This is a genomic window from Pseudomonadota bacterium, from assembly GCA_010028905.1.
Classification (GTDB): Bacteria; Vulcanimicrobiota; Xenobia; order RGZZ01; family RGZZ01; genus RGZZ01.
In genome coordinates, this window is the sequence record RGZZ01000001.1 from 1 (window position 1) to 23,344 (window position 23,344).

20 protein-coding genes are annotated in these 23,344 nt (G+C 65.6%); 6 read left to right on the forward strand and 14 right to left on the reverse strand.

The features are described from left to right. From EB084_00005 to EB084_00020, 4 genes are all read right to left on the reverse strand, one after another. Positions 1-708: cation transporter (locus EB084_00005; GenBank protein NDD26636.1), on the reverse strand; the 708-nt coding region annotated here is incomplete at its 3' end. After that, positions 702-2,063 (reverse strand): L-serine ammonia-lyase, encoded by a 1,362-nt coding sequence (locus tag EB084_00010; GenBank protein NDD26637.1) that lies wholly within the window; start codon positions 2,061-2,063, stop codon positions 702-704. The genes EB084_00005 and EB084_00010, both read right to left, overlap by 7 nt. An 87-nt stretch (positions 2,064-2,150) precedes the next feature. Next, positions 2,151-2,861, reverse strand: coding sequence for a dienelactone hydrolase family protein (locus EB084_00015; protein ID NDD26638.1), 711 nt, complete (start codon positions 2,859-2,861; stop codon positions 2,151-2,153). 555 nt (positions 2,862-3,416) lie between these two features. Continuing rightward, positions 3,417-3,632 carry a hypothetical protein gene (locus EB084_00020; GenBank protein ID NDD26639.1) on the reverse strand — a complete coding sequence of 72 codons (216 nt, stop codon included), beginning with the start codon at positions 3,630-3,632 and terminating at the stop codon, positions 3,417-3,419. A 441-nt stretch (positions 3,633-4,073) separates the two neighbouring features. Here EB084_00020 and EB084_00025 point away from each other — a divergent pair, with 441 nt between their 5' ends. Then, positions 4,074-4,355, forward strand: coding sequence for a hypothetical protein (locus EB084_00025; protein NDD26640.1), 282 nt, complete (start codon positions 4,074-4,076; stop codon positions 4,353-4,355). Between the two features lie 29 nt (positions 4,356-4,384). Here EB084_00025 and EB084_00030 read toward each other — a convergent pair whose 3' ends face one another. The 8 genes from EB084_00030 to EB084_00065 all read right to left on the reverse strand — a co-directional run bounded on the left by EB084_00030 (position 4,385) and on the right by EB084_00065 (position 13,663). Beyond that, positions 4,385-4,573, reverse strand: a complete 189-nt coding sequence (locus EB084_00030; GenBank protein NDD26641.1) for a hypothetical protein — start codon at positions 4,571-4,573, stop codon at positions 4,385-4,387. Positions 4,574-4,685: 112 nt separating this feature from the next. Further along, positions 4,686-5,354, reverse strand: a complete 669-nt coding sequence (locus EB084_00035) for a hypothetical protein (GenBank protein ID NDD26642.1) — start codon at positions 5,352-5,354, stop codon at positions 4,686-4,688. Then, positions 5,354-6,088 (reverse strand): 2-C-methyl-D-erythritol 4-phosphate cytidylyltransferase, encoded by a 735-nt coding sequence (gene ispD, locus EB084_00040; GenBank protein NDD26643.1) that lies wholly within the window; start codon positions 6,086-6,088, stop codon positions 5,354-5,356. Before ispD ends, EB084_00035 begins: the two co-directional genes overlap by 1 nt. Next, positions 6,085-6,744 carry a TRAM domain-containing protein gene (locus EB084_00045; GenBank protein ID NDD26644.1) on the reverse strand — a complete coding sequence of 220 codons (660 nt, stop codon included), beginning with the start codon at positions 6,742-6,744 and terminating at the stop codon, positions 6,085-6,087. The genes ispD and EB084_00045 overlap by 4 nt, the downstream gene beginning before the upstream one ends. Before the next feature lie 577 nt (positions 6,745-7,321). Further along, on the reverse strand, positions 7,322-8,788 hold the full coding sequence (gene radA / locus EB084_00050; protein ID NDD26645.1) for a DNA repair protein RadA: 1,467 nt from the start codon (positions 8,786-8,788) through the stop codon (positions 7,322-7,324). Between the two features lie 114 nt (positions 8,789-8,902). Next, positions 8,903-11,380 carry an ATP-dependent Clp protease ATP-binding subunit gene (locus EB084_00055; protein ID NDD26646.1) on the reverse strand — a complete coding sequence of 826 codons (2,478 nt, stop codon included), beginning with the start codon at positions 11,378-11,380 and terminating at the stop codon, positions 8,903-8,905. Between the two features lie 122 nt (positions 11,381-11,502). Then, positions 11,503-12,735 carry an ATP--guanido phosphotransferase gene (locus tag EB084_00060; GenBank protein NDD26647.1) on the reverse strand — a complete coding sequence of 411 codons (1,233 nt, stop codon included), beginning with the start codon at positions 12,733-12,735 and terminating at the stop codon, positions 11,503-11,505. Continuing rightward, on the reverse strand, positions 12,716-13,663 hold the full coding sequence (locus EB084_00065; GenBank protein NDD26648.1) for a hypothetical protein: 948 nt from the start codon (positions 13,661-13,663) through the stop codon (positions 12,716-12,718). The genes EB084_00060 and EB084_00065 overlap by 20 nt, the downstream gene beginning before the upstream one ends. A gap of 33 nt (positions 13,664-13,696) precedes the next feature. Between EB084_00065 and EB084_00070 the strand changes: the two genes are divergently transcribed. Both EB084_00070 and EB084_00075 read left to right on the forward strand, forming a co-directional pair. Continuing rightward, the gene (locus EB084_00070) at positions 13,697-15,895 is read left to right on the forward strand and encodes a glutamine synthetase type III (GenBank protein NDD26649.1); all 2,199 of its coding nucleotides are present in this window, start codon (positions 13,697-13,699) and stop codon (positions 15,893-15,895) included. Continuing rightward, a complete protein-coding gene (locus EB084_00075) occupies positions 15,892-17,067 on the forward strand; it encodes a hypothetical protein (protein NDD26650.1) in 1,176 nt (391 codons plus the stop codon). The genes EB084_00070 and EB084_00075 overlap by 4 nt, the downstream gene beginning before the upstream one ends. Here the strand turns inward: EB084_00075 and EB084_00080 are convergent. Next, positions 17,016-18,167, reverse strand: coding sequence for a tRNA dimethylallyltransferase (locus EB084_00080; protein ID NDD26651.1), 1,152 nt, complete (start codon positions 18,165-18,167; stop codon positions 17,016-17,018). The two genes, EB084_00075 and EB084_00080, sit on opposite strands and share 52 nt — an antisense overlap. On the opposite strand from EB084_00080, the gene EB084_00085 reads away from it, so the two are divergent. From EB084_00085 to EB084_00095, 3 genes are all read left to right on the forward strand, one after another. Next, complete coding sequence (locus EB084_00085) at positions 17,926-19,623, forward strand: DUF4118 domain-containing protein (GenBank protein ID NDD26652.1); 1,698 nt, start codon at positions 17,926-17,928, stop codon at positions 19,621-19,623. The genes EB084_00080 and EB084_00085 overlap by 242 nt on opposite strands. Next, positions 19,590-20,291 carry a DNA-binding response regulator gene (locus tag EB084_00090; protein ID NDD26653.1) on the forward strand — a complete coding sequence of 234 codons (702 nt, stop codon included), beginning with the start codon at positions 19,590-19,592 and terminating at the stop codon, positions 20,289-20,291. Before EB084_00085 ends, EB084_00090 begins: the two co-directional genes overlap by 34 nt. Before the next feature lie 79 nt (positions 20,292-20,370). After that, positions 20,371-22,692 carry a M13 family peptidase gene (locus EB084_00095; protein NDD26654.1) on the forward strand — a complete coding sequence of 774 codons (2,322 nt, stop codon included), beginning with the start codon at positions 20,371-20,373 and terminating at the stop codon, positions 22,690-22,692. A 111-nt stretch (positions 22,693-22,803) separates the two neighbouring features. Here the strand turns inward: EB084_00095 and EB084_00100 are convergent, their stop codons facing one another. Further along, the gene (locus EB084_00100; GenBank protein NDD26655.1) at positions 22,804-23,217 is read right to left on the reverse strand and encodes a hypothetical protein; all 414 of its coding nucleotides are present in this window, start codon (positions 23,215-23,217) and stop codon (positions 22,804-22,806) included. Positions 23,218-23,344: the final 127 nt, after the last annotated feature.

Genomic DNA, 23,344 nt, shown 5'->3' on the forward strand with positions numbered 1-23,344 from the left:
CAGATCGTGCACGATCTGCTCGTCGTCGGTCGCAAGTCGGGCGTCGAGCAGATCACGCCCTGCTTCCGCGGTGAGATCCCAGGCGGCTTTCACGATCAGTGTGGCCACGGCGAGCGCGGCAACCGGGTCGACCCAGCTCAGCGAGACGGTGGGCCAGAGGTTCTTTCCGACGGTGATGACGCCAAGGCCAGCCATGACCCCCGCGGAGGTGTAGACATCTGTGCGAAGATGCCAGGCATCCGCGCGCAGGGCGACAGAATCGGTCTCCTGCGCGATCTTGAAGAGCTTGCTCGATACCGCGAGGTTGGCCGCGGCGGAGACCGCCATGACCACGATTCCCAGGAATGGCGACTCGATGGGCTCAGGCTGCATGAGCTTGTGCAGCGATTCGAACATGATCCAGCCGGCACCGAGGAAGATGAGCAGCGCTTCAGCCACACCGCTCACGTTCTCTACCTTGCCATACCCGTAGGGGTGACGCTCATCTGCGGGAGCGTGGGCGTAGCGGACGGCCGCAAGCGCAATGAACGAGGCGATGAGGTCGACACCGGAGTGCACGGCTTCAGACACGACCGCCACCGAACCGATGAAGATGCCCACTGCGAGCTTTGCGATCACGAGCGTGGAGTTCGATATCACCGAAAGGGTTGCGACGCTGCGCTTCTTGCGCTCGATCTCGCGTTGATCGGGGGGAGGTGGATTCAGCATTGCTTCACGTGCACGGCCAGCCCTCCGAGGGAGGTCTCCTTGTAGCGTCGCTGCATGTCACGCCCGGTCTCGAGCATCGTCTCGATGACCTGGTCGAGCGAGACGCGGTGCTTTCCGCTTTCCTGGAGGGCGATGCGGCACGCGTTGAGGGCCTTCACCGCGCCCATGGCGTTGCGCTCGATGCAGGGGATCTGAACAAGCCCGCCCACTGGATCGCACGTGAGCCCGAGGTTGTGCTCCATTCCGATCTCGGCGGCCTTCTCGACGTGGTGGTTGTCACCGCCCTGTGCGGCGGTCAGGCCTGCGGCGGCCATCGAGCAGGCCACGCCCACCTCGCCCTGACAGCCCACCTCCGCGCCAGAGATGGAGGCGTTCTCCTTGTAGATGGTTCCGATCACCGCGGCGGTGAGAAAGTATCGAAAGAGCCCGGCCTCGTCTGCGCCGGGCACGTAGCGCATGTAGTAGTGCGCCACGGCGGGGATGACTCCCGCGGCGCCATTCGTCGGCGCGGTCACGACCTGCGCGCCGGCCGCGTTCTGCTCGCTCACCGCGAGGGCGCAGGCGTTCACCCAGTCGAGGGCTTCGAGGGTGTCGAGGTACGGGCCGCATTCGACGTGGCGCTCCATGTTCGGCGCGCGTCGCATCACGTGCAGGCCGCCCGGGAGCTCGCCTTCGGTGCGCAGCCCGCGTCTCACGCAATCCTGCATGACCTGCCAGATCCGGCGCAGCCAGGTGTGGATCTCGTCGAGGGAATGCAGTGCCTTCTCGTTCTCGAGTCCCACCTCCCAGATCTGAAGCTGGTTTCGGTTGGCGATTTCGACCAGTGCCGCGGCGTTCTGGAACGGGTAGGGGACCGAGGGGAACGAGGACGCGGATCTGTCTTCGCCTTCGCGCACGATGGCGCCACCGCCCACCGAGTAGTAGCCCTGGGAGAGGAGAGGGGTGCCCGTCGCGTCAAGGGCGTCGAGGCGCATGCCGTTTGGATGGAGGGGCATGCGCTCGCGCTTGTGATAGTGGATGTGACGATCATGCTCAAAGGGCACGGGGTGGCTGCCGTGTAGCAGAAGGGTCTTCTGGGCAGCGATCTCGGCCATCAGGGGCTCGACTGCGTCGGGATCGACCTTCTCAGGAGCGTGACCGGAGAGCCCCAGCACGACCGCGCGACCCGTGCCGTGTCCTGCGCCGGTCAGGCCCAGCGACCCGTACAGGTGCGTTTCGAGCCGCGCCACGCGGTTCAGCAGCCCCTGGTCTGCCAGCATCTCGACGAAGTGATGCGCGGCGCGCATCGGACCCGTGGTATGGGAACTCGAAGGCCCGATGCCGACCTTGAAGATCTCGAACAGACTGGTTCTCAATGTGCCGTCTCCACAGTGAAGTGGTTTCTCCTCTGTCGCGCACACTCCCGCCGCGCGCTCTGCCCCCCTGTGACTCCGGCGTCGAGCTCAGCCCAGGTGCTGGCGAAGGAAGCCAAGGGTCATGTTCCAGGCTTGCACAGCCGCTTCCTGATTGTAGCTGGCGCGGGCGTCGCAGTTGAACCCGTGGTCGGCGTCTGAGAACTCGACGCTCACGAACGGCTTGCCCGCTCTTCGGAGTGGCTCTGTGGCAAGCGCCCGCGCGTCGAGGTCGATGAACCTGTCGAGCCCGCCCCAGAAGAAGAGCTGGGGGCCGTGAACCCGGGTGGCAAAGTCGTCGCCAGCAAATTTCCCCAGGTAGGCTGTGCTGCCGTAGTATGACACCGCGCACGCGAGGGGAAGCTGGGCGTTGGCCACCACGGAGAGAAGCCCGCCGAAGCAGAAACCAACCGCGGCGACGCGATGCGTGGGGCAGTTCTCGTTGAGCCATTGGTGCGCGGCCGAGAGGTCTGCGGCCATGCCCTCTGGCGTCGTTGCAAAGGCGTGCTTGCGTGCGCCGTCGAGGTCGTCGTACTGCCCCTGGAACCAGGGCGCCGTGCGGTGGAAGAGGTCGGGGGCGAGGGCGAGGTAGCCTTCTTGGGCAAATCGGTCGGTGACGTCCCTGATGTGGGAATTCACGCCGAACACCTCCTGGATCACGAGGATCGCTCCCCCTCTGGCATCTGCGGGGGCGGGGTAGGCCACGTGGGCTTCCATGAGAGTGCCGTCAGAGACGGGGATGGAGCGCTTCTCGTTCGTCATGGCCAGGGGCTTCCCCAGCCACCTTTTATTCCCTCCAGTGCCAGGCAGAGGTCGCGGAAGCCCACACGAGAGCGAAAACGCCCCTCCCGCACAGCAGGAGGGGCGTCTGGATCAGGACAGGCCTGACACGTCTCTTCTCAGAGGAAGTGGGTCAGCTGTCAGTGCTCCAGGAAGAGCGGTCCGGATACCGTGCAGCAGGGACATCCGGCGGGGTGCTTGTCTGCCTTGACGGTGGTGCAGCAGGGACATCCGGCGGGGTGCGACTTGGGACGGGCAGGGACGCAGCAGGCGCAGCCTGACCCGTGGGCCCCGAGGCGAACCGAGTCTTGATTCGGGGCGAGCCCGGCAGGTCGGTTGGCCGATGCAGTCGTTGCCGAGAAACGGGGAACGGCGGGAGAGGTTCCGACGCGAAGGTCTGTCATGGTCTTCTACCCTTTCTGCAATTCGAGGTCTTGCGCAGAGCGTAGCAGATCTCGAGACCCGGAGTGGTAGCGAAGATATGAACATCACGACACGCGCGCTTCACGATGGCGCAACCGGATGACGCGTTGGTCTTCAGTGGGTCGTCGGCGGAGCGTTCGCCTCGTTGGTGCGCACCGGCCGGATCAACGTCTTGTTGGCCCGCACATAGCATCCGAGGGCTTCACCGCTTGCGGCGCGCACCCGCATCCAGGGTCTTCCTCCGGCATCTCGCGCATTGATGAAGACCTCGTCTGCGCCCCCTCGGCCGACATCGGCCTGTATGATCGACCCTTTGGCAAACGTTCGCACAACACTCCCTCCTCCTGGGCGGGATCGCCCTTCCGCGCTCCGGCTCACCACCCGCCAGAGCGACCCGGGCATCAGGGTTCTCGCAGGAACCCTCCCCGTGACGTACCCCACGTTTCTCGCCCAGTCGCCGCGTGCGTCAGCACGAGGAGTTTCCTCGAGCGGCGCGCCATCCTGGGCGAATGCCGTCGAGCCCAGGCAGAGGGCACTTACCAGCGCGAACAAGAGTAGCAGTCGGTGCATGGCACGACCTCCGTTTCGTCGGGGATACGTTCGAGCTTCGTTGCTGTTGCTGTTCCGCAATGCCCTGCCAGCAGCGCCGGATTGTTACGATACGGAAACACATCGGCAACACGATCGGGGTGGGTTCACAATTCGTTTACAAGGCCGCGGTTGTCATCAGCCCCCGGTTTTCGTACCATGACATCATAGAAAGGAAGCAGCATGCGTATCGAGAGCCCGGTTTTGATCACCCAGGTGCCGTCAACGGTCTTTGGCGCGTACATCGCCCCCGTCTACGACGGTCTGCGCGAGCTGCTGCGTGAGCGATGCCTTCCCTCCTTTGTGGAGGTTCTCGTGATCAGCGCCCTGGGCATGTTCTGCGGTTTCATGCTCATCGCCTACGCCCTTCAGGCCATTCTCGTGGCGTGCGTCATGGCGGTGGGCACCACGTGGGGCATGGTTCTCGGGCTTCTTATGGATCGGCTCTACCAGGCGCAACTATAGCGCGCCGGAACCCTTGGAGCGATTTCCGATCAAACCAGGGGTTCGCGCTCCTTCTTGAGCCGCTCGTTCTCCTCGGCTTCGTGAATGATGCGCAGCAGGCTCTCTCCCTTGTACCGGCTCTCCATGATCTTCTGCTTCTCCTCGAGAGCGCGAACCTGAGACTCCAGGCGCGAGATGCGATCGCGAAGCATGTCGAAATCGCGGCGTGTGAATGACATCGCAGTGGTCCTCCGGCAAGAAGTGACGTGCGGCGCTGGCCACACGCTACAAGCGATGCGTTCGATCTGCCCGCACTGCAAATCCTGCCCGGGCGTTTCACCCGGATGTGGGCTACTGCTTCCAGAACTGCCAGAACGGGGGCGGCGGAGCAGGCGCCCGGGTCTCCCGGTTCAGATACCACCACCAGTTCTGTCGCGGTGGGTCATTGATGATCTGGTACTGCTTGAAGTTCGCCCAGCCGATCTCGTCGACGAGGGCCTGGGCACGCCGTCTCACCTCGTCATCGAGCTCGACGGTGCGCAGCCAGTGCGCGGAGATCTCCGTGCCCGCGGTGGTCAGCTCATCGAGCAGGTCTTGCACCTCGTCGCGATAGTACAGCACCATGGGGGCGGCGACCCCGTTCTCGCCGATGTTCATGACAAAGCGACCGTAGTCTTCGAGCACCTCATCGAGGTATTCGAGGGCTTCCTGGATCTCTTTCTTGCTCTTCAGGGGGGGCAGGGGTGCCCCATCGAGCGAGGGGTCGTCTTCGGGGCCGGGAGGCCCGTCTACCGCGGGACGAGCGCCTGGGCGTGACGCCTCCTGCTGCTTGCGGAAGGCGTCGAGGGCATCGCGCAGCTTCTGCTTCGGGTCATCTGCAGAATCGCCGTTGGCTGCCTCTGACGAGGGGGATGCGCTACTGGCGGGTCGCGAGGGGCTTGAGCGTCCGAGCAGGCCGCTCTCTCTCTCCTTCTGGCTGCGCTTCTCGCGCAGCCGCTCCCACATCTCGCGGTCATCCATCAGCGCGCTTCACGCCTCGCCAGGATTCCCTCGAGCATCACCAGATCTTCCGGCGTCGTGATCTTCAGGTTCTCGTAGTCGCCGAGCACGACCCGAACAGGTTTGCCCGCGTACTCGACGAGCATGGCGTCATCGGTGGCGCTGAACCCTGCTCCCTCGGCGGTGGCGTGGGCTGAGAGAAGGGTCTTCAGCGGGAAGACCTGCGGCGTCTGGGCCACCATCATCTGCTCGCGCGGGACGGTCTCGAGCACGACGTCTCCGGAAACGCGCTTCAGCGTCTCCTTCGCGGGCACGCAGAGCAGCGCCCCGCCTCCACTCGTGAGCGCTTCTGCGTCGGCGGCGTCGAACACCGCGCTGAGCCGTTCCGCGGTGATGAGCGGTCTGGCCCCGTCGTGGATCGCCACCAGAGGATCGCCCGCCGCGTCCTTGTCATGCGTCGCGACGTGACGCAGAGCGAGATGCACCGACTCCTGGCGCTCGCGCCCCCCGAGAATCACGGCGGCCACCTTGGTCAGACCCTCGGCGACGATCAGGGCGTGGTAGGTCTCCAGGTCGTCTTCTGACGCGGTGATGTAGATGCGCGCAACGCGCGGGTGGCTCTCAAAGGCACCCAGCGTGTGTGCGAGCACGGTGCGTCCGCCGGCTTCGAGGAGCAGCTTGTTTGTCGACGTGCCGGCCGCGGCCATGCGGCGACTTCGTCCGGCGGCGACGACGATGACGAGGAGGGTCGTCACGAAGAGCTGCCTCCGGCCACGGGCCGTAGCCGAGCGAAGACCATCTTGCCCGCATGGGTCTGGAGAACGCTTGTCACCTCTACCGTGACCTGGCTGCCGAGATGGCGGCGGCCCTCCTCGACGACGACCATCGTGCCGTCATCGAGGTAGCCCACCCCTTGCCCCGACTCCTTGCCTTCCTTCACGAGCTGCACCGCCATGGTCTCTCCAGCAAGGGCGACGGGCTTCACGGCGTTGGCCAGCTCGTTGATGTTGAGCACCTTCACGCCTTGCAGGCCGGCCACGCGGTTGAGATTGAAATCGGTGGTGACCAGCGTCAGCCCTCCTTCCTGGGCAAGTCGAACCAGCTTCGAATCGACGCCGCTCACGTCTGGCACGTCCTTGTCGAGGATCTGGGCGTTGTAGTCACGTTGCAGGGTCTCGAGCAGCCCGAGTCCGCGTCGGCCACGCGCGCGTTTTCGAGAATCGGAGGCGTCTGCCACCTGCTGAAGCTCTTCGAGCACGAAGCGGGGGACGAGGAGAGCGCCTTCCAGAAAGCCGGCGCGTGCGATATCAATGATGCGACCGTCGATGATGACACTCGTGTCGAGCAGCTTCGGCAGGCCGGGCTGCGCCAGTGAGATGAGGCTGTTGCGTGGCGGCATCAACGTGCTCATGGCGTGGGTAACGCCGACCCGCACACCGAAGAAGCCGCCGAGCCCCGCCCAGAACACCGTGAACACGATGACCAGGAGCGGCGCGAGCAGCGGGCCCAGATAGGGGATTCGCTGCAAGGAGAGGCTCGTGATGAGCAGGCTGGTGAAGAAGGCGACCACGAGCCCGAACACCAGGCCCACCGCGCCGAGCACGATCTGCTGCAGCGAGAGCTGCTCGAGGCGTATCGAGACAACGCCGATGACCCGGAGAAGCCATCGCGAGACAACGGGTGCGACAGCGAGCCCGAGCAGAATGCCCAGGCAGATGAGTGCAAAGCTGTTGAGAAGCCGCGCCGGAGGCGTCAGTCCGCCGTAGAAATCGCTGGTCGCCTGCGCGGCGCTCCAGCCCAGGAGACCGCCGAAGGTGGCGAGGATGACGCTGAGAATTGCTCGCACGGCATTGCCCACGCGGTCTCATCCTCCTCTCCGCCTGATTCCGGCGCCCTGTCGTCTCGTTCCCCGCCGTGACATCAGACTCGGAGAGGCGTTCACTTTCGTCGATGACAGGGGGCAGGGGGTGTGGGCGTCGTCTTCGCGCTCACGTGTCAATCATCGAACCATCTTCGTCGCTCTGGGGTTGGGAATCCTGGATGCCTGTGCGGTGCGCGCGCGCGCCATCTTGTTCCCGTGGCTTCGGCGGGGTCAGGCAGGCACGGAGGGCTTCACGGACAGTCTGCACCCCGTGCAGTCGCATCTCGCCGGTGTCGTGCAGACGAGCCTTCAGGTTCGAGGCGGGAAGGACGAGGTCGCGCACCCCCATGCGCGCGCATTCGGTGACTCTCTGCTGGGCGTGGGGCACGGCGCGTATCTCTCCCCCCAGGCCGATCTCCCCGATGACGGCAAACCCTTGCCTTATTGGCCGGTCGGTGGAGGTGGAGGCGATGGCCGCGACCACCCCGAGATCAGCTGCCGGCTCGTCGACCTCCATGCCGCCGGCGACGTTGACGAAAACGTCGGACTCTGAGAGGCGTAGGCGGCCGTGCTTCTCCATGACGGCCAGCAGCATCACGAGGCGATTGCTCTCGATGCCCGTGGCGCGCCTTGCGGGGGTTCCGAACGCGGCTTTGTTGCAGAGGGCCTGAACCTCAACGAGCAGGGCGCGGGTGCCTTCCACCACGGGGACCACGCACGACCCAGGGGCATCGCTGACCCGCTGGGAGAGGAAGAACTCTGATGCGTTCGGCACGTCGACAAGGCCCTGGCCCTGCATCTCGAACAGCCCGACCTCGCTTGTCGAACCGAAGCGGTTCTTCACCGCCTTCAAGATGCGATAGCTCTGCAGGCGGTCACCTTCGAAGTAGAGCACGGTATCGACGAGGTGCTCCATGACCCGGGGACCCGCCAGCGAGCCTTCTTTTGTGACGTGACCCACGATGACGAAGGTGACGGCGCTTCCCTTGGCAACGCGCATGAGCGCGGCCGTGCACTCACGCACCTGAGACACGCTCCCTGGGGCGGACTCGATGGTGCTCGTGAACATTGTCTGGATCGAGTCGATCAGCACGAGGCGTGGCGCGTGCTCGCTCACGCTGGCGCGCACGGCCTCGAGCTCGATCTCGGCAAGGAGGCGCAGGCGATCTGTCTCGACGCCGAGGCGCTCGGCGCGCATGCGAACCTGCGCCAGCGACTCCTCGCCGCTCACGTAGAGCACCTCGTGTCCGGCGCGGCCCACGCCTTCCGCGATCTGCAGCAGCAGGGTCGATTTGCCGATGCCAGGGGGGCCGCCGACCAGGATCAGGGAGCCCGGCACGATCCCTCCCCCGGCAACGCGGTCGAACTCCCCCACGCCGCTGCGGAAGCGGGAATGGCTCTCGAGCGCGACGTTGCTGAGTCGCACGGCCTTCTGACCGCCGCTGTTCGGTGACAGCGAGGCACCAGAGCGCCCCGACGGGGCGATCTCTTCTGCCAGTGAGCTCCAGGCGCCGCACTCGGTGCAGCGGCCTTGCCACTTCACCGAGACCGCGCCGCACTGCTGGCAGACGTAGCGGGTTCTGGGCTTCGCCACGAATCGCCCTCGCTTTCTTGTGTGCCGCCTCGCTCTTCATCAGGAGAACGAGACAAAGCAACGGGGCCCGAACGCTCGCGCACTCGGGCCCCGCCCTGTGGGGTGCGACAGGCGCTACTTCGCGCCCGCGGGCTCCTTCTCTTCGATCTCCTCGGCCTTCTTGCGCACGAACGTGAGCTTGTCGCCGTCGGCGCCCACCACGATGGTGTCGCCTTCCTCGAAGTTACCGCGAATGAGCTCTTCGGCCATCGGGTCTTCGACCATGCGCTGGATCGCGCGGCGCAGCGGTCTTGCACCGTACACCGGGTCGAAGCCCTCCTTGGCGAGCACGTCCTTGGCGGCCTCGAGCACGTTCATGTTGCGGCCCTGCGCCTTGACCTCTTTCTCGACCGAGGAGAGCATCAGGTCGACGATGCGCTTGATCTCTTCGTTCGAGAGCGGGTGGAAGACGAGGGTCTCGTCGAGGCGGTTGATGAACTCCGGCTTGAAGACCTTCTTCACCTCTTCGAGGATCTTCTTCTTCATGCGCTCGTACTTCACGCTGTCAGGGCCTTCGTCGCGGCCCTTGCGCAGGCCAAGGTCGCCCTCGACGCCCGTCATGGTGACACCGATGTTCGACGTCATCACGATGACCGCGTTCTTGAAGTCGACCTGGCGACCCTGGCTGTCGGTGAGGCGACCGTCTTCGAGCACCTGCAGCAGGAGGTTGAAGACGTCCGGGTGGGCCTTCTCGATCTCGTCGAGGAGAACCACCGAGTACGGCTTGCGGCGCACGGCCTCGGTGAGCTGGCCGCCCTCCTCGAAGCCCACGTACCCTGGAGGGGCGCCAACGAGGCGCGACACGGCGAACTTCTCCATGTACTCGGACATGTCGATGCGCACCATGGCGTCTTCGTCATCGAAGAGGAAGTCGGCCAGGGCTCTGGCCAGCTCGGTCTTGCCGACGCCGGTCGGGCCCAGGAACAGGAAGCTGCCGATGGGGCGCTTCGGGTTCTTGAGACCCGCGCGGGCGCGGCGGATGGACTTGGCGAGCACCTTGATGGCTTCGTCTTGACCGATGACGCGCTCGTGGAGGGAGTCCTCCATCTTGAGCAGCTTCTCGGTCTCTGCCTCGGCCAGCTTCTGCACGGGAATCTTGGTCCAGGTCGACACGATGTTGGCGATGTCGACGTCGGTCACCGTGTTGGTGCGGTTGCCCTTGTTGCTCTTCTTCTCTTGCCAGTCCTTGTCGAGCTCGTCCTTGCGCTTGCGGATCTTCTCCTCGCGCTCGCGGAACTGTGCCGCCTTCTCGTACTCCTGCGCCTTGATGACGGCCTCTTTCTCCTGGCGGATGCGTCGCAGCTCGCCTTCGACCTCGCGCAGCTCGGGCGGCGGGAGGGTGGCTTGCAGGCGAACGCGTGACGCCGCCTCGTCCATCACGTCGATGGCCTTGTCGGGGAGGAAGCGGTTGCTGATGTAGCGGTCGGAGAGCCGCGCCGCGGCATCGAGCGCCTCGTCGGTGATGCGCACCTTGTGGTGCGCCTCGTAGCGGTCACGCAGCCCCTTGAGGATCTCGATGGTCTCGTCGACGCTGGGCTCACCCACCTGGATGGGCTGGAAGCGGCGCTCGAGGGCCGAGTCTTTCTCGATGTACTTGCGGTACTCGTCGAGGGTGGTGGCGCCGATGCACTGCAGCTCGCCGCGGGCCAGCGCCGGCTTGAGGATGTTCGAGGCGTCGATGGCGCCTTCGGCGGCACCCGCGCCCACGATGGTGTGGAGCTCGTCGACGAACAGGATGATCTCGCCGGCGGCGGCGCGGATCTCTTCCATGACCCGCTTCAAGCGCTCTTCGAACTCGCCGCGGTACTTCGTTCCCGCAACCAGGCCGGCCAGGTCGAGGGCGATGACGCGCTTGTCGACGAGCAGCTCGGGCACTTCGACGCGGATGATGCGCTGGGCCAAGCCCTCGACGATGGCGGTCTTGCCGACGCCAGGCTCACCGATGAGCGCCGGGTTGTTCTTGGTGCGGCGCGAGAGCACCTGGATGACGCGCTCGATCTCGCTGGCGCGGCCGATCACGGGATCGAGCTTGTTGTCGCGAGCCAGCTGGGTGAGGTCGCGGCCGTAGCTGTCGAGGGTCGGGGTCTTGGTGCGCTCTTTCTGCGGGGCCACCGCTGTCTCGACGCCAAGCAGCTTGGTGATCTCGGCGCGGATCTTCGAGGGGTCGACGCCGAGGTTCGAGAGCACGCGGGCGGCCACGCCCTCGCCTTCGCGCACCAGTCCGAGGAGCAGGTGCTCGGTGCCGATGTAGTTGTGCGCCAGCGCGCGCGCTTCTTCGAAGGCGAGCTCGATCACGCGCTTGGCGCGGGGCGTGAACACCATCTCCTGCTGTGCGGTGGGTCCGCCCTTGCCGACGATGGCTTCCACCTCGGAGCGGACCTTCTGCAGGCCCACGCCCAGGTTCTCAAGGACCTTTGCGGCCACACTCTCCCCTTCGCTGATGATGCCGAGCAGGAGGTGCTCCGTGCCGATGTAGTTGTTGCCGAGACGCTGCGCCTCTTCTTGCGCCAGCACGATCGACCGTCTTGCCCGTTCAGTGAAAGGTTCCCACATGGTGTTCGAGCCTCCTTATGAGCCTTGGACGTGAGCTGTTGTGAAATGTTCTGTGGTGCTCGATGGAGAGCGAGGGTTGGGCGATGGCGGCTCCCTGGGAGCGGCCTGGATCGCGAGTCTCTTCAGGTTTCTTCTTTCAGTTCTTGTCGAATCCTTCGCGCCCGCATCATGTCGGCCTGCACCGTATCGGAGACCTCACCCATGAGAACCTGCAGGGTGGCTGGCCGAATGCTGACGAGAAGGTCGTTGAGGCGTGCGCGGCTGATCGGGGGGAGCACTTCCAGCTCGACCCCCAGGCGCACCATGGACAGCAGCTCGAGGGCCTCGTTCGCGCTCACCACCTGTGCATGCCGGAGGATGCCCAGGGCGCGCCAGACCTTGTCCCCGAGCGGGACCGGGAATTCGCGGCGCAGCTTCTGGCGGGCGTTCTGCTCCTGCTCCACGATGCGCTCGGCGATGCCTCGGACCTTGGCGGCGAGGTCTTCCTCACGGGGGCCCAGGGAGATCTGGTTGGAGATCTGGATCAGGTTGCCTTGTACACCGGTGCCCTCACCATACATGCCGCGCACGGCCAGGCCCACCTGTCCCACGATCTGCGCCTTGATGGTCTCGAGGGCGTTGACGAGCGCGAGGGCGGGCAGGTGGAGCATGACCGAAGCCCGCAGCCCCGTTCCGATGTTGCTCGGGCACGCGGTAACGTAGCCGAGGCGCTCGGTGTAGGCAAAGTCGAGATGGGCCTCGAGAGCGTCGTCGAGCGCGCTCACGGTCTCCCACGCGAGCTCGGTGTTCAGGCCCGGCAGGAGGCACTGCAGGCGAAGGTGGTCTTCCTCGTTGATCATCACGCCCAGCACGCCGCGTGGGCCGAGCACCACGCCGCGCGCCGGTCCTCCCTGGCCTACGAGGCTCGCCTGCAAGGGGCTCACGAGATGCTTCTCCACGAGGGTGTGCAGCTCGATGGGCGAGAGCGCGGCCATGTCGATGGTGAAGAAGTCGTTGAACCAGGGAGAACCTTCGACGATGGCCGCCACCCTGTCGAACACGCTGCGCAGCTCCTCGGGGGTGGCCACCGAAGGAAAGCGGTGGCCGCCAAGGTTGCGCGCGATGCGGACGCGGCTCGAGATCACGATGTGGTCGAGGGGGCCGCTTCCGCGGATCCAGTCGAGGTCGAGCGAGCGCACGGCGTCTCGAGGGGTCGAGCAGCCCGCGCTGACGCGCCTCACCCGCAGCGTGGGGAGACCGTCGGACGTCGCTTCCGGGGGGGCGTCGGTCTCGCGCACGGTCTCTTCCTCGGTGTGAGGCGGGCCTTGCAGCGTCTCGCTCTCGGAGGAGGGGGTGTCAGCGGGGGGCTGCGTCATCGGTCAGCTCCTTCTCGAGTGCGCGAATCTCGTCTCGCAGCCGCGCGGCGTCTTCGAAGCGCTGCTCTTTCACGGCCCGATCGAGGTCGACGCGCAGGCCTTCGATGACGCGGCGCTGCTTGAACGTGGTCCCGGTTCGCGCGGGGGTCTTGCCGGCGTGCTGCACAGTGCCGCCCTGGGCGCGTCGCAGGATGATCTCCATCTGGGGGCTGAAGGCGTTGTAGCACTCGGCGCATCCGAGCATGCTGGTGTGCTGGAACTGGTGGAACGTGTAGCCGCAGTGGGCGCATCGCGAGGGCCCGGGAAGCGTGCTTGAGCCGTGCGCGGGCGCGAGCATGCCGCCCAGGAGCGCAAAAGGCGCTGGGGACGGAACCGGGGGCGCGAGCATGCCGCCGTATCGCTGCCCACAGATCTGGCAGAGCGATCGCTCCATGGTCTGCCCCTGGTTCATGAACTGGAACTTCATGACCACAGGCCGTTTGTGGCACTCGTCACACAGCATGCGATGGGGTTGCGTCTCCCGTTCCAGCGCGAGGTGCGCTCGCGCTTGACGATATGATTCCCACCCAGCGGCGCTCAACCTCCTTCCCCCGAAGCCGCCAGATGGTGCTCGCGTGATGCCGTGGTGCTGAGCGGAGGCGGCGCCGGTCGTTTCCCGTGCTCGCTGCGGCGCTGCTCTGTGAGGAAGGCGTGCGTGCAGTGCTGACAGGTCGCGATTGCGCATTTCGGTTTTGTGTTTTTTGGCTTGGCTGCAGCGTTTTGTTGATGTGTATATAAAATATCGTTGCTGTTGCAGTGTTTTTTGCGTGTGTCGTTTATTCCAGGCCAGACAACGCATTGCGTTCGTGGGTAAGGTTATCGAGGGGTGAGGTGAGGCAGGAACGGACGGTGCCCTGCCGAAGCACGCGCGCTCAGGGCCACGCGCCATGCGGCCCGCTCACACAACCTGGAGGACTGAGAAATGACCATGACCGATACGCGCGGCAACGCCATTGCCGCAGCCATCGCCTGGACCGAGAACGCCGCGAACTCGCGCTCCACCATCGACCGCGTCGACGAGTTCTTCGGTGCCGATGTGTTCAACGAGGCTGAGATGCGCCAGCGCCTGCCCAAGAACGTGTACAAGTCGCTGATGCGCACCATCGAGCGCGGCGAGCCCCTTACGCCTCAGATCGCCGACGTCGTCGCCTCTGCCATGAAGGACTGGGCCATCGAGAACGGCGCCACCCACTACACGCATTGGTTCCAGCCGCTCACCGGAACAACCGCCGAGAAGCACGACGCCTTCATCATTCCGGACGGGCACGGCGGCATGCACTTCTCCCTCTCGGGCTCAGAGCTCTCCCAGGGCGAGCCAGACGCCTCCAGCTTCCCGAGCGGCGGCCTGCGCGCCACCTTCGAAGCCCGCGGCTATACCGCGTGGGACTGCACCAGCCCCGCCTTCCTCGTGCGTGGCAAGAACCACGTCACCCTCGTCATCCCCACCGCCTTCGTGTCGTGGACGGGCGAGGCGCTCGACCACAAGACGCCGCTGCTGCGCTCGATGGACGTGCTCAGCCACCATGCCATGCGCATCCTGAAGCTCTTCGGCGCCGCCGAGGGCGTGCACCGCGTGCACACCACGCTGGGCTGCGAGCAGGAGTACTTCCTGGTCGATCGCAACCTCTACTTCGCGCGCCCCGATCTGGTGACGTGCGATCGCACGCTGTTCGGCGGTCGCCCTCCCAAGGGCCAGCAGATGGAAGACCACTACTTCGGCTCCATCCCTCCGCGCGTGCTGGCCTGCATGGCCGAGGTCGAGCGCGAGCTCTACCGCGTGGGCGTTCCCGTGAAGACCCGCCACAACGAGGTTGCTCCTGGGCAGTACGAGATTGCGCCCTACTTCGAGGTGACCAACGTGGCCACTGACCATCAGATGCTGGTCATGGAGACGTTGCGGCGGGTGGCTCCGCGCTACGGCCTGCAGGCGCTGCTGCACGAGAAGCCGTTCGCCGGTGTGAACGGCTCGGGCAAGCACAACAACTGGTCGATGGCCACCAGCACTGGCGTGAACCTGCTCGACCCGCAGGACGACACGCACACCAACCTGCAGTTCATGGTCTTCCTGTGCGGTGTCATCCGCGCGGTCGATCTCCACGGCGATCTCATGCGCATGGCGGTGGCCAGCGCTGGCAACGATCATCGGCTCGGCGCCAACGAGGCGCCTCCCGCCATCATCTCCATCTTCCTCGGCGATCAGCTCACCGACCTCATCGAGCAGCTCGAGAAGGGGGCACCCAAGAGCACGCTCAAGGGAGGCACGCTCGATCTCGGCACCAGCACACTGCCCACGCTCCCCCGACACGCGGGCGATCGCAACCGCACCTCGCCGTTTGCCTTCACCGGCAACAAGTTCGAGTTCCGCGCGGTGGGGTCGTCGCAGTCGGTGGCCTGGCCGAACACGGTGCTCAACACCATCGTGGCCGAGTCACTCGACTTCCTCGCCACCGAGATCGAGAAGGCCGCGGGCGACAAGCCGGTCACCGAGGAGCGCCTGCGCGACGTCATCCTGCCAATCCTCCAGAAGCTCATCCGCAAGCACAAGCGCGTGGTCTTCAACGGCGACAACTATACCGAGGAGTGGCATGCCGAAGCCCAGCGCCGGGGTCTGCCCAACCTCAAGGACAGCCTGCAGGCCTTCCCGCCGCTCACCACCGCGCGCAACATCGAGCTGTTCGAGAGCTACAAGGTGCTCAACCGGTCGGAGGTCGAGAGCCGAAGCCACATCTTCATCGAGAAGTATGCCAAGGAGCTCAAGATCGAGGCCGAATCGATGATGCTCATCGGGCGGCAGCTGATTCTCCCTGCGGTGCTGCGCTATCAGACCGAGCTGGCCCAGAACATCCAGCAGGTCGAGGCGGTGGACGGTGATGCCAGTGCCACTCGTGCGCACTTCAAGGAGTACGGCAAGCAGGTGAAGGCGTTCGTCGAGGCGCTCGAAGATCTGCGCAAGGCCGACAGCCACCACGACGACAATGCCACCAAGCACGCCAAGTGGCTCAAGACCAAGGTGCTGCCCATCATGCAGCGCGTGCGTGAGGCAAGCGATCTGCTCGAGGCCAGCGTGCCTGCCGATCTCTGGCCGTTGCCGTCGTATCGAGAGCTGCTCTTCGTCAAGTGAGGCGCATCGTCGCCCTTGTCGCCCTGGGCGCTCTCACCGTCGCCGCGCTTGCGCGACCGGCGGTGGGCGTGCCTGAGGCGGCGGCCGTGGTGGCGCAAGCGCGGGCGGCCTCCTCGCTCGTCGATCTCATCGCTGATCTGGGCGACGTCAACCCCACGGTGCGTAAAGCCGCGTCGCAGAAGCTCGCACTCATGTCTCGCGTCACCGTTGTGGCGCAGGCGGTGGCCCTGGTGACCGGCAAGGCACAGGCCTCCGAGAGCGAATCTCGCATGTTCAGTCCCGCGTCGGTGGCGCTCGACCTCATCGTTCGCCTCGACCCGACACGAGCCGAGGCGCTCGCCCTCGACCAGGTCGAGACGAACGACCCGGATCTGCGCGAGACCTCGGCCGCCATCGTGGCCCGTCTCGAAGACGCCAGAGCCCTGCCGTTCCTCGTTCGGGCGCTGCGTGACTGGGGGGGAGAGTCGGTCGCCGGTCTTCGGCCTGTGATTCTTGGGCTCAGCCAGGGAGGCCGGGCCGAGACGCCGGAAGCACGCGCGGTCATCGTCTCGGTGCTCGAGACGAAGTCGCTGCCGGCGCGTCAGGCGCGCTTCGTGTACCCCAATGATCACGAACCGCCCCAGGAAGGCGATCGCTATCGCTGCTGGCTCTTCAAGGGCGACGCCTGCCTCGGGCTGGTGGTTCGCCATCCTTTTCCCGAGGCGGAGGCGGGCGTGCGTCGCTCCCTTCTTCTCGACGAGCTCCGCACAGGAGCCGCTCTCGCTCTGGCGCGTCTCGACCTCCCCGATGCCGGAAATGAGATCCGGGCGTGGCTCGGGCGCGACAACAACGTCGAGCGACGGCTGGGCCTCTACCGCGCGCTGTTCGTCCTGGGGAAGGACGAGACCGCCGATCGCCTTGCCGCGCGCGACCTGTTCACGTCGACACAGGCTCCCTCTCCCGCGTGGATCGAGGGGTTGCGGGCCATGGTCGATCTGTTCTCTCGTCGCGCTGACGTCCCCGCGCTGCGCATCGTATCGTCGTGGAAGCTTCGCGGGGAAGCCGCGTCCATTCGCGCGGTTGCGCTCGATGCGATGAAGGCCGCCCACGCGGATGTGTACGCGCGGGTCCTTGGCAGCGACTACAGCCCGCCCGGCGACGGGGCGTCGGCATCGCCTCGACGCGAGCGCTGAGGCGTCTCCACAGCCGCAGTCGCGCGTGCGACGGCTTCTTTCGCGGTGTCGAGCCACGTCACCGTCCCATGGTTGCGAAACCAGGTGGTCTGCCGCTTGGCGAACAGCACGATGGCCTGCTCCAGCGCGGTAGTCATCTGCTCTCTCGACAGCTCTCCCCGCAGGTGGCGGCTCACCCATCGGTACTCGAGCCCGAGGTCCTCGAGGCGCGCGTGGGTGACGCCCTGCGCGAGCAGGCCTTCGACCTCGGCCACCATGCCCTGCTCCAGCCGCGCTGCGAGGCGCGCGTGGATGCGGTTGCGAAGGTCGTCGCGCTCCACCCGAGGGCCGAGCACGGTGGCTCGCCACGGCAGCGTGACGCGGGCGCGCAGCGATTCCGCCGTGCCCGTCTCGCGCACGACCTCGATGGCCCGCATCAGGCGGCGTGGGTTTCGCATGTCGACCGTGTGGGCTGCGTCCGGATCGAGGGTCAGCAGCTCTGAGGCGAGGGCCTCGAGGCTGAGGCCTTCCAGTCGGGCGCGCAGAACAGGATCGGGGGGCACGGCAGGAACGACGAGGCCGTCGAGCAGCGCGCTCACGTAGAGCCCGGTTCCGCCCACGAGAACGGGCACGCGTCCGCGAGCGGCCGCATCTGCCACCGCGTCGAGCGCGAGGGCCTGGTATTGCGCCATGGTGACGACGACGTGGGGGGGGGAGATGTCGATCATCCAGTGGTCGATGCCGCGAGAGACAAACGGGGCGACGACGAAGCGCCCGCCCAGCGACTCGACAGCGCGCCCTCGCGCCGTGTCGAGATGTCCCTCGACCTTACCGCTGCCGAGGTCGAGCCCCGCGTAGATCTGACGAGAGTCTGCCGAGATGATCTCGCCGCCAATGGCTCGTGCGATGTCAATGCCCCAGTCTGATTTTCCGCTTGCTGTCGGGCCCACCACGGCAATCAGGGGAAGGTTGTGGGGAATGCGGCTCAAGGCCGCCATCATGGGGTGGCTCATGGGGGGGCGATTCTTGTCAATGGGGCTTTCTTTCGGATATGTTCTCCACGCCGTGCTGCGCTCTTTCTTCGACGCGATCAGACCTTGTGTGATGGCCTTCCTGTTCATCGCCCTTGGAACCTGCTCGATGCTTCAGGCTCCCCCCACGGCGACCACGGACGCCATCGCCGCGACCTTCTTCCTGCTCGTCATCGCCATCGTTGCGGACCGGTACGGTGCAGACAGCGCCTGCTTCGCTGCCGGCATGTCGGGGGTGACCTGGACCCTGTTCTTCCTCCGCCCTGAGAGCTTCGGGAACCTGCAGATCGACGAGATGGTTCCCGTTGGCGTGTTCTGCACGGTCGGGCTGTGGACCGGGCTGATCACGGTCAAGCTGCGCCGTCAGAAGCAGCTGGCGGAGGAGCGCGAGCGCGAGACCGACAGCCTCTATCGCCTCACCTTGTCGATTCTGGCGACCACGCGCCTCCAGGAGGCGGCGAAGGTGCTGATCGACAGCCTCGGCGGAGCAGGGGAGTGCACCCTGCTCAGTGTCGAGGACGACGGCGCGATCAAGCCGGTTGTGGGTGACCTGCCTCTCGATGAGGCGTCGCTCAGACGCGTCCAGCAGGCCGTATCGACGGGCGCGGAGGTTCGCGATGACGGGGTCGAGCCGCCGCTGCATCACCTTCCCCTTCAGGTAGGCGGTCAGAAGATGGGGGCGCTTACCGTGCGCGATGTGCAGCGCGGCGCGAGCCCCACGCCACAGATGTTCGCTGTTGCGGGGCACGCGGCCATGGCCCTCCATCGCCATCGCCTCGAGCGCTCGGCCGTCGAGGCCCTTGCCAGGCTCGAGGCCGAGCGCCTGAAGGCGTCGCTCCTTGCGTCGGTCTCCCATGACCTGCGAACGCCGCTCGCCTCGATCAAGGCCGCGGCGAGCGGCATCGTGCTCGAGGATGTTGCGGTGGACGAAGAGGGCAGAAAGACCCTGGTCGAGCGCATCATTGCCAGTGCTGATCGCCTTGACGGTCTCGTGAGCAACCTGCTGAGCATGTCGCGCCTCGAGGCCGGCGCGTGGAAGCCGGCAAAGGAGCTCTTCCCCTTCTCGGAGATCGTGGCCGGCGTGCTCGGACGTTTCTCGGAGCGCGAGGCCTCGCGTATCATCGTCGATCTCCCGGAAGACCTCCCGCTGGTCCCACTTGACGGCGTGCAGATCGAACAGGTGGTCTGGAACCTCATCGAAAACGCTTTCAAGTATGTCCCGGGCGCGTCTCCCCTGCTGCTGCGAATCCGCTGCCGCGGTGCCCGGGTCGAGGTCATCCTGCGCGATCACGGCGCCGGGATCCCCCGGGGGGAAGAGCGTCGCATCTTTCAGAAGTTCTATCGCGCGCATCGCGGCGGTGAGCGCGGAGCCCCCGGGGTGGGCATGGGCCTGGCCATCTGTCGCGAGATCGTGGAGGCCCACGGCGGTGAGATCACGGCCGCAAACGCTCCTGGCGGAGGTGCGGTCTTCACCTTCTTCCTGCCGCTCGAGGAGAAAAAGGAGGCGAAGTCATGTCTGGTCGAGGCAAATCAGTCCTCATCGTAGACGACGAGGCCGAGATATGCAGCTCTCTCGAGATGGCGCTGCGACCTCGCGGGTATGAGGTGCGCTCGGTGGAGAGCGGAGAGCAGGCGCTCGATTCGGCGCTCGAGCGTCCGCCCGACCTCGTGATCCTCGACCTGTCGCTGCCCGGCATGAACGGTCTCGAGGTGTGCAAGCGGCTGCGCGAGCACTCGCAGGTGCCCATCATCGTTCTCTCGGTGCGCAGCGCTGAGTCTGACAAGATCACGGCGCTCGATCTCGGGGCCGATGACTACGTCACCAAGCCCTTTGCCCTGGGCGAGCTTCTTGCGCGCATGCGCACGGCCTTTCGACACGCCGCGGCGGTGGAGTCAGAGCGGTCGGTGTATGAGTTCGACGGGCTGAAGGTGAACTTCACCCTTCGGCAGGTCACGGTGCAGGGACGTGATGTGCGTCTCACCCCGAAGGAGTTCGATCTCCTTCACTACTTCATCCAGCACGCCGACAGCATCGCGACCCACGCAAACCTCCTCGCCGCGGTCTGGGGCGACGAGTACCGCGAAGACAAGCCCTTGCTCCGCGTCCACATCGCAAACCTCCGCCAGAAGCTCGAGCCCAATCCGTCGCGTCCCACGTTCATCGTGAACGAGCCAGGCGTGGGATATCGCTTTCGAACATCCGCCACAGAGTAGGGTCTCCCCCCTTGTCTTCGACGGGGGGACGCGTGATAACAAAAGTTAAACCATTCATATGATCGGATGGAGATGACGCATGCAGATCCCTGATTCCACGTCCGCCGCCCAGACCGCCAGACTGTCCTCTCGCGCCGCGACGCCTTCTGAGTCGGTCGCCGCTCCTCCCGAGGTATGCGATCGGGTGCAGGTGTCGTCTCCCGCGCCCGCGCGAGCCGCGTCCGCCGCATCGGCGAAGCCTGCGCCTGTCTCCGAAGCGCCGGCCCCCGTGGCACAGAAGGCGGCCGAAGCACCGATGGCCCTCATCGCATCGTCGACAGCCAGAGCTGAGGCCCAGGCCGCGCCTCGCGTGCTCCTGGCCGAAACAGCGGTTCCGACGGCCTCGGCGTCCCTGCTGGGGCTTGCGCCCGCATCGTCCCCACCTGATGTGAAGCCCACCAGCGCGGGATTCGATCTCTCGAACCTCGACCCGAGCGTGAAGCCGAGCGAGAACTTCTTTCGCTACGCCAATGGGGGCTGGATCGACAAGAATCCCATTCCCGCCGAGTTGCCTCGCTGGGGGCGCTTCCTCGAGCTCAACGAGAGCAACGTGCGCATCTGCAACGACATCATGCGCGATGCCTCCGCCGCAGCCCTCACAGCATCCAAGGGCAGCGACCTCCAGAAGATGGGCGACTTCTACGCCAGTGGCATGGATGAACAGGCCATTGAAGCGGCGGGCCTGACGCCGCTGCAAGCCTCGCTCGACGCCATCGACAAGATCAGCAGCCTCGACGAGCTTCGCCGCGCGGTGGCCGATCTGCACGCCAGCGGTGTCAACGCGTTCTTTGCCATCGGATCGACACAAGACGCCAAGGACAACACCCAGGTCATCGGCGAGGTCGACCAGGCGGGGCTCGGGCTGCCCGACCGCGACTACTACTTCAAGACCGATGAGAAGTCGTCTGCGATTCGTGCCGCGTACGTCGATCACATGGCGAAGACGTTCGAGCTCATGGGAGACAAGCCAGAAGACGCTCGCGTCAATGCCGAGACCGTCATGGCCCTCGAGACCGAGCTCGCGGCCCATTCCCGCACCCGCGTGCAGCTGCGCGATCCGGAAGCCAACTACAACAAGACCGATCGCGCGGCGCTGAGCGCCCTCACCCCGAACTTCGACTGGAACGGCTACCTGGCTGACGTGGGCATCGCAGACGTGAAGGAGCTCAACGTGGGCCAGCCCGAGTTCTTCCAGGCACTCGACAGCGTGCTGGCCACGCGTCCTCTCGGCGATCTCAAGACCTACCTGCGATGGCATCTCATCGACTCCAGCGCGGGCAATCTCTCGAAGGCGTTCGTCGACGAGAACTTCCACTTCAAGGGAACCGTTCTCAGCGGCACGCCCACCATCCGACCTCGCTGGAAGCGCGTCGTGGGTGCGGCTGACGGCGCCATCGGCGACATCGTCGGAAAGGCCTATGTCGAGAAGACCTTCCCGCCCGAGGCCAAGGCCCGCGTGGGAGAGATGATCGACAATCTCAAGGGCGCGTTCCGCGAGAGCCTGCAGAACCTGTCTTGGATGAGCCCCGAGACGCGGACCAAGGCCATCGAGAAGATGGACGCCTTCACCGCAAAGATCGGCTATCCGGACAAGTGGAAGGACTACAGCGATCTTGAGATCAATCGGGGGCCCTTCGTGCTCAACGTCATGGCCGCCAACCGCCATGCGTTCGCCCAGGACCTCGCCAAGATCGGCAAGCCGGTCGACCGCACGGAGTGGCACATGACGCCACAGACGGTGAACGCCTACTACAACCCCCTCCAGAACGAGATCGTGTTCCCCGCGGGCATCCTGCAGCCGCCCTTCTTCAACTTCGCGGCCGATGACGCCGTGAACTACGGGGGCATCGGTGCGGTCATCGGGCATGAGATGACGCACGGCTTCGATGATCAGGGAGCGCAGTTCGACGGCGAGGGAAATCTCAAGAACTGGTGGACTGACAGCGACCTGGCCAACTTCCATCAGCGCACTGACGCCGTGTCGGCGCTCTTCGACACCTTCGAGGTAGAGCCCGGGCTCCACATCAACGGCAAGCTGGTGACCGGAGAGGCGACGGCCGATCTGGGCGGTGTCACGCTCGCCTATCGCGCCTTCGAGCGTTCGATGGAGGGGCGTCAGCGGCCGGACAACATCGACGGGTTCAGTCCCGAGCAGCGCTTCTTCCTCGGGTTCGCCCAGATCTGGGCGGGAGCGCAGCGTCCCGAGTACACCCGGATGCAGGTCACCACTGACCCTCACCCGTACGCTCCCTTCCGGGTCAACGGTACGCTCGAGAACCTGCCTGCGTTCGCAGATGCGTTCAACGTGAAGCCGGGCGATCCGATGACGCTTCCTCCGGAGAAGCAGATCCAGATCTGGTAGTGCGGCCTCGATACAGAAAGCATAAAGGGCGCCTCGACGAGGCGCCCTTTTTCATGTCTGTCTTTCGGGGAGGTGGGTCTGGCCGTGTGCGAGGAGACGGCCGGAAGAGACTCAGTGGAAGAGGCCGAACACGCCGCCAACAGCGCCGCCGATGACACCGCCCACGGCGAACCCGACGAGTGCCCCTGCCTTGGTGCCGACACCGAGGTAGCGCTCTTCGAGCGTCGAGGCGGCCAGTCCGGCTGCGCCACCGATCATCAGGCCGGGCAGACCGAAGTGCGAGCCGAACTGCGCACCAGCATAGGCAGAGCCGCCGATGGCGGCCGCGCCGCCTGCGATGGCGCCGAAGATGGTGCCAAATCCGGACCCGACGGCCGCGCCCGTGGTGACGCCTTCGGATACGGAGGTTCCCTGGTACTCACTGCGCTTGAACGTGTCGAGCAGCCCCGCCTGGGGCTTTTCAAGGCTCACCCGCTGGGGGCGCGCAAACAGGTTCGGAGCTTGCGACGTCAGGTCACGTATCACCGAGGTATCCTCCCACGTCTCTGGTCGGGCCAGCGCTGCTGCGCAACCGCCACGCCAGCTCGCATGGGCTGCGCGGACGCAATGGCCTCTTCTACGAGTATAGGGAAGGTTCAGGGGCTTGTTGTGA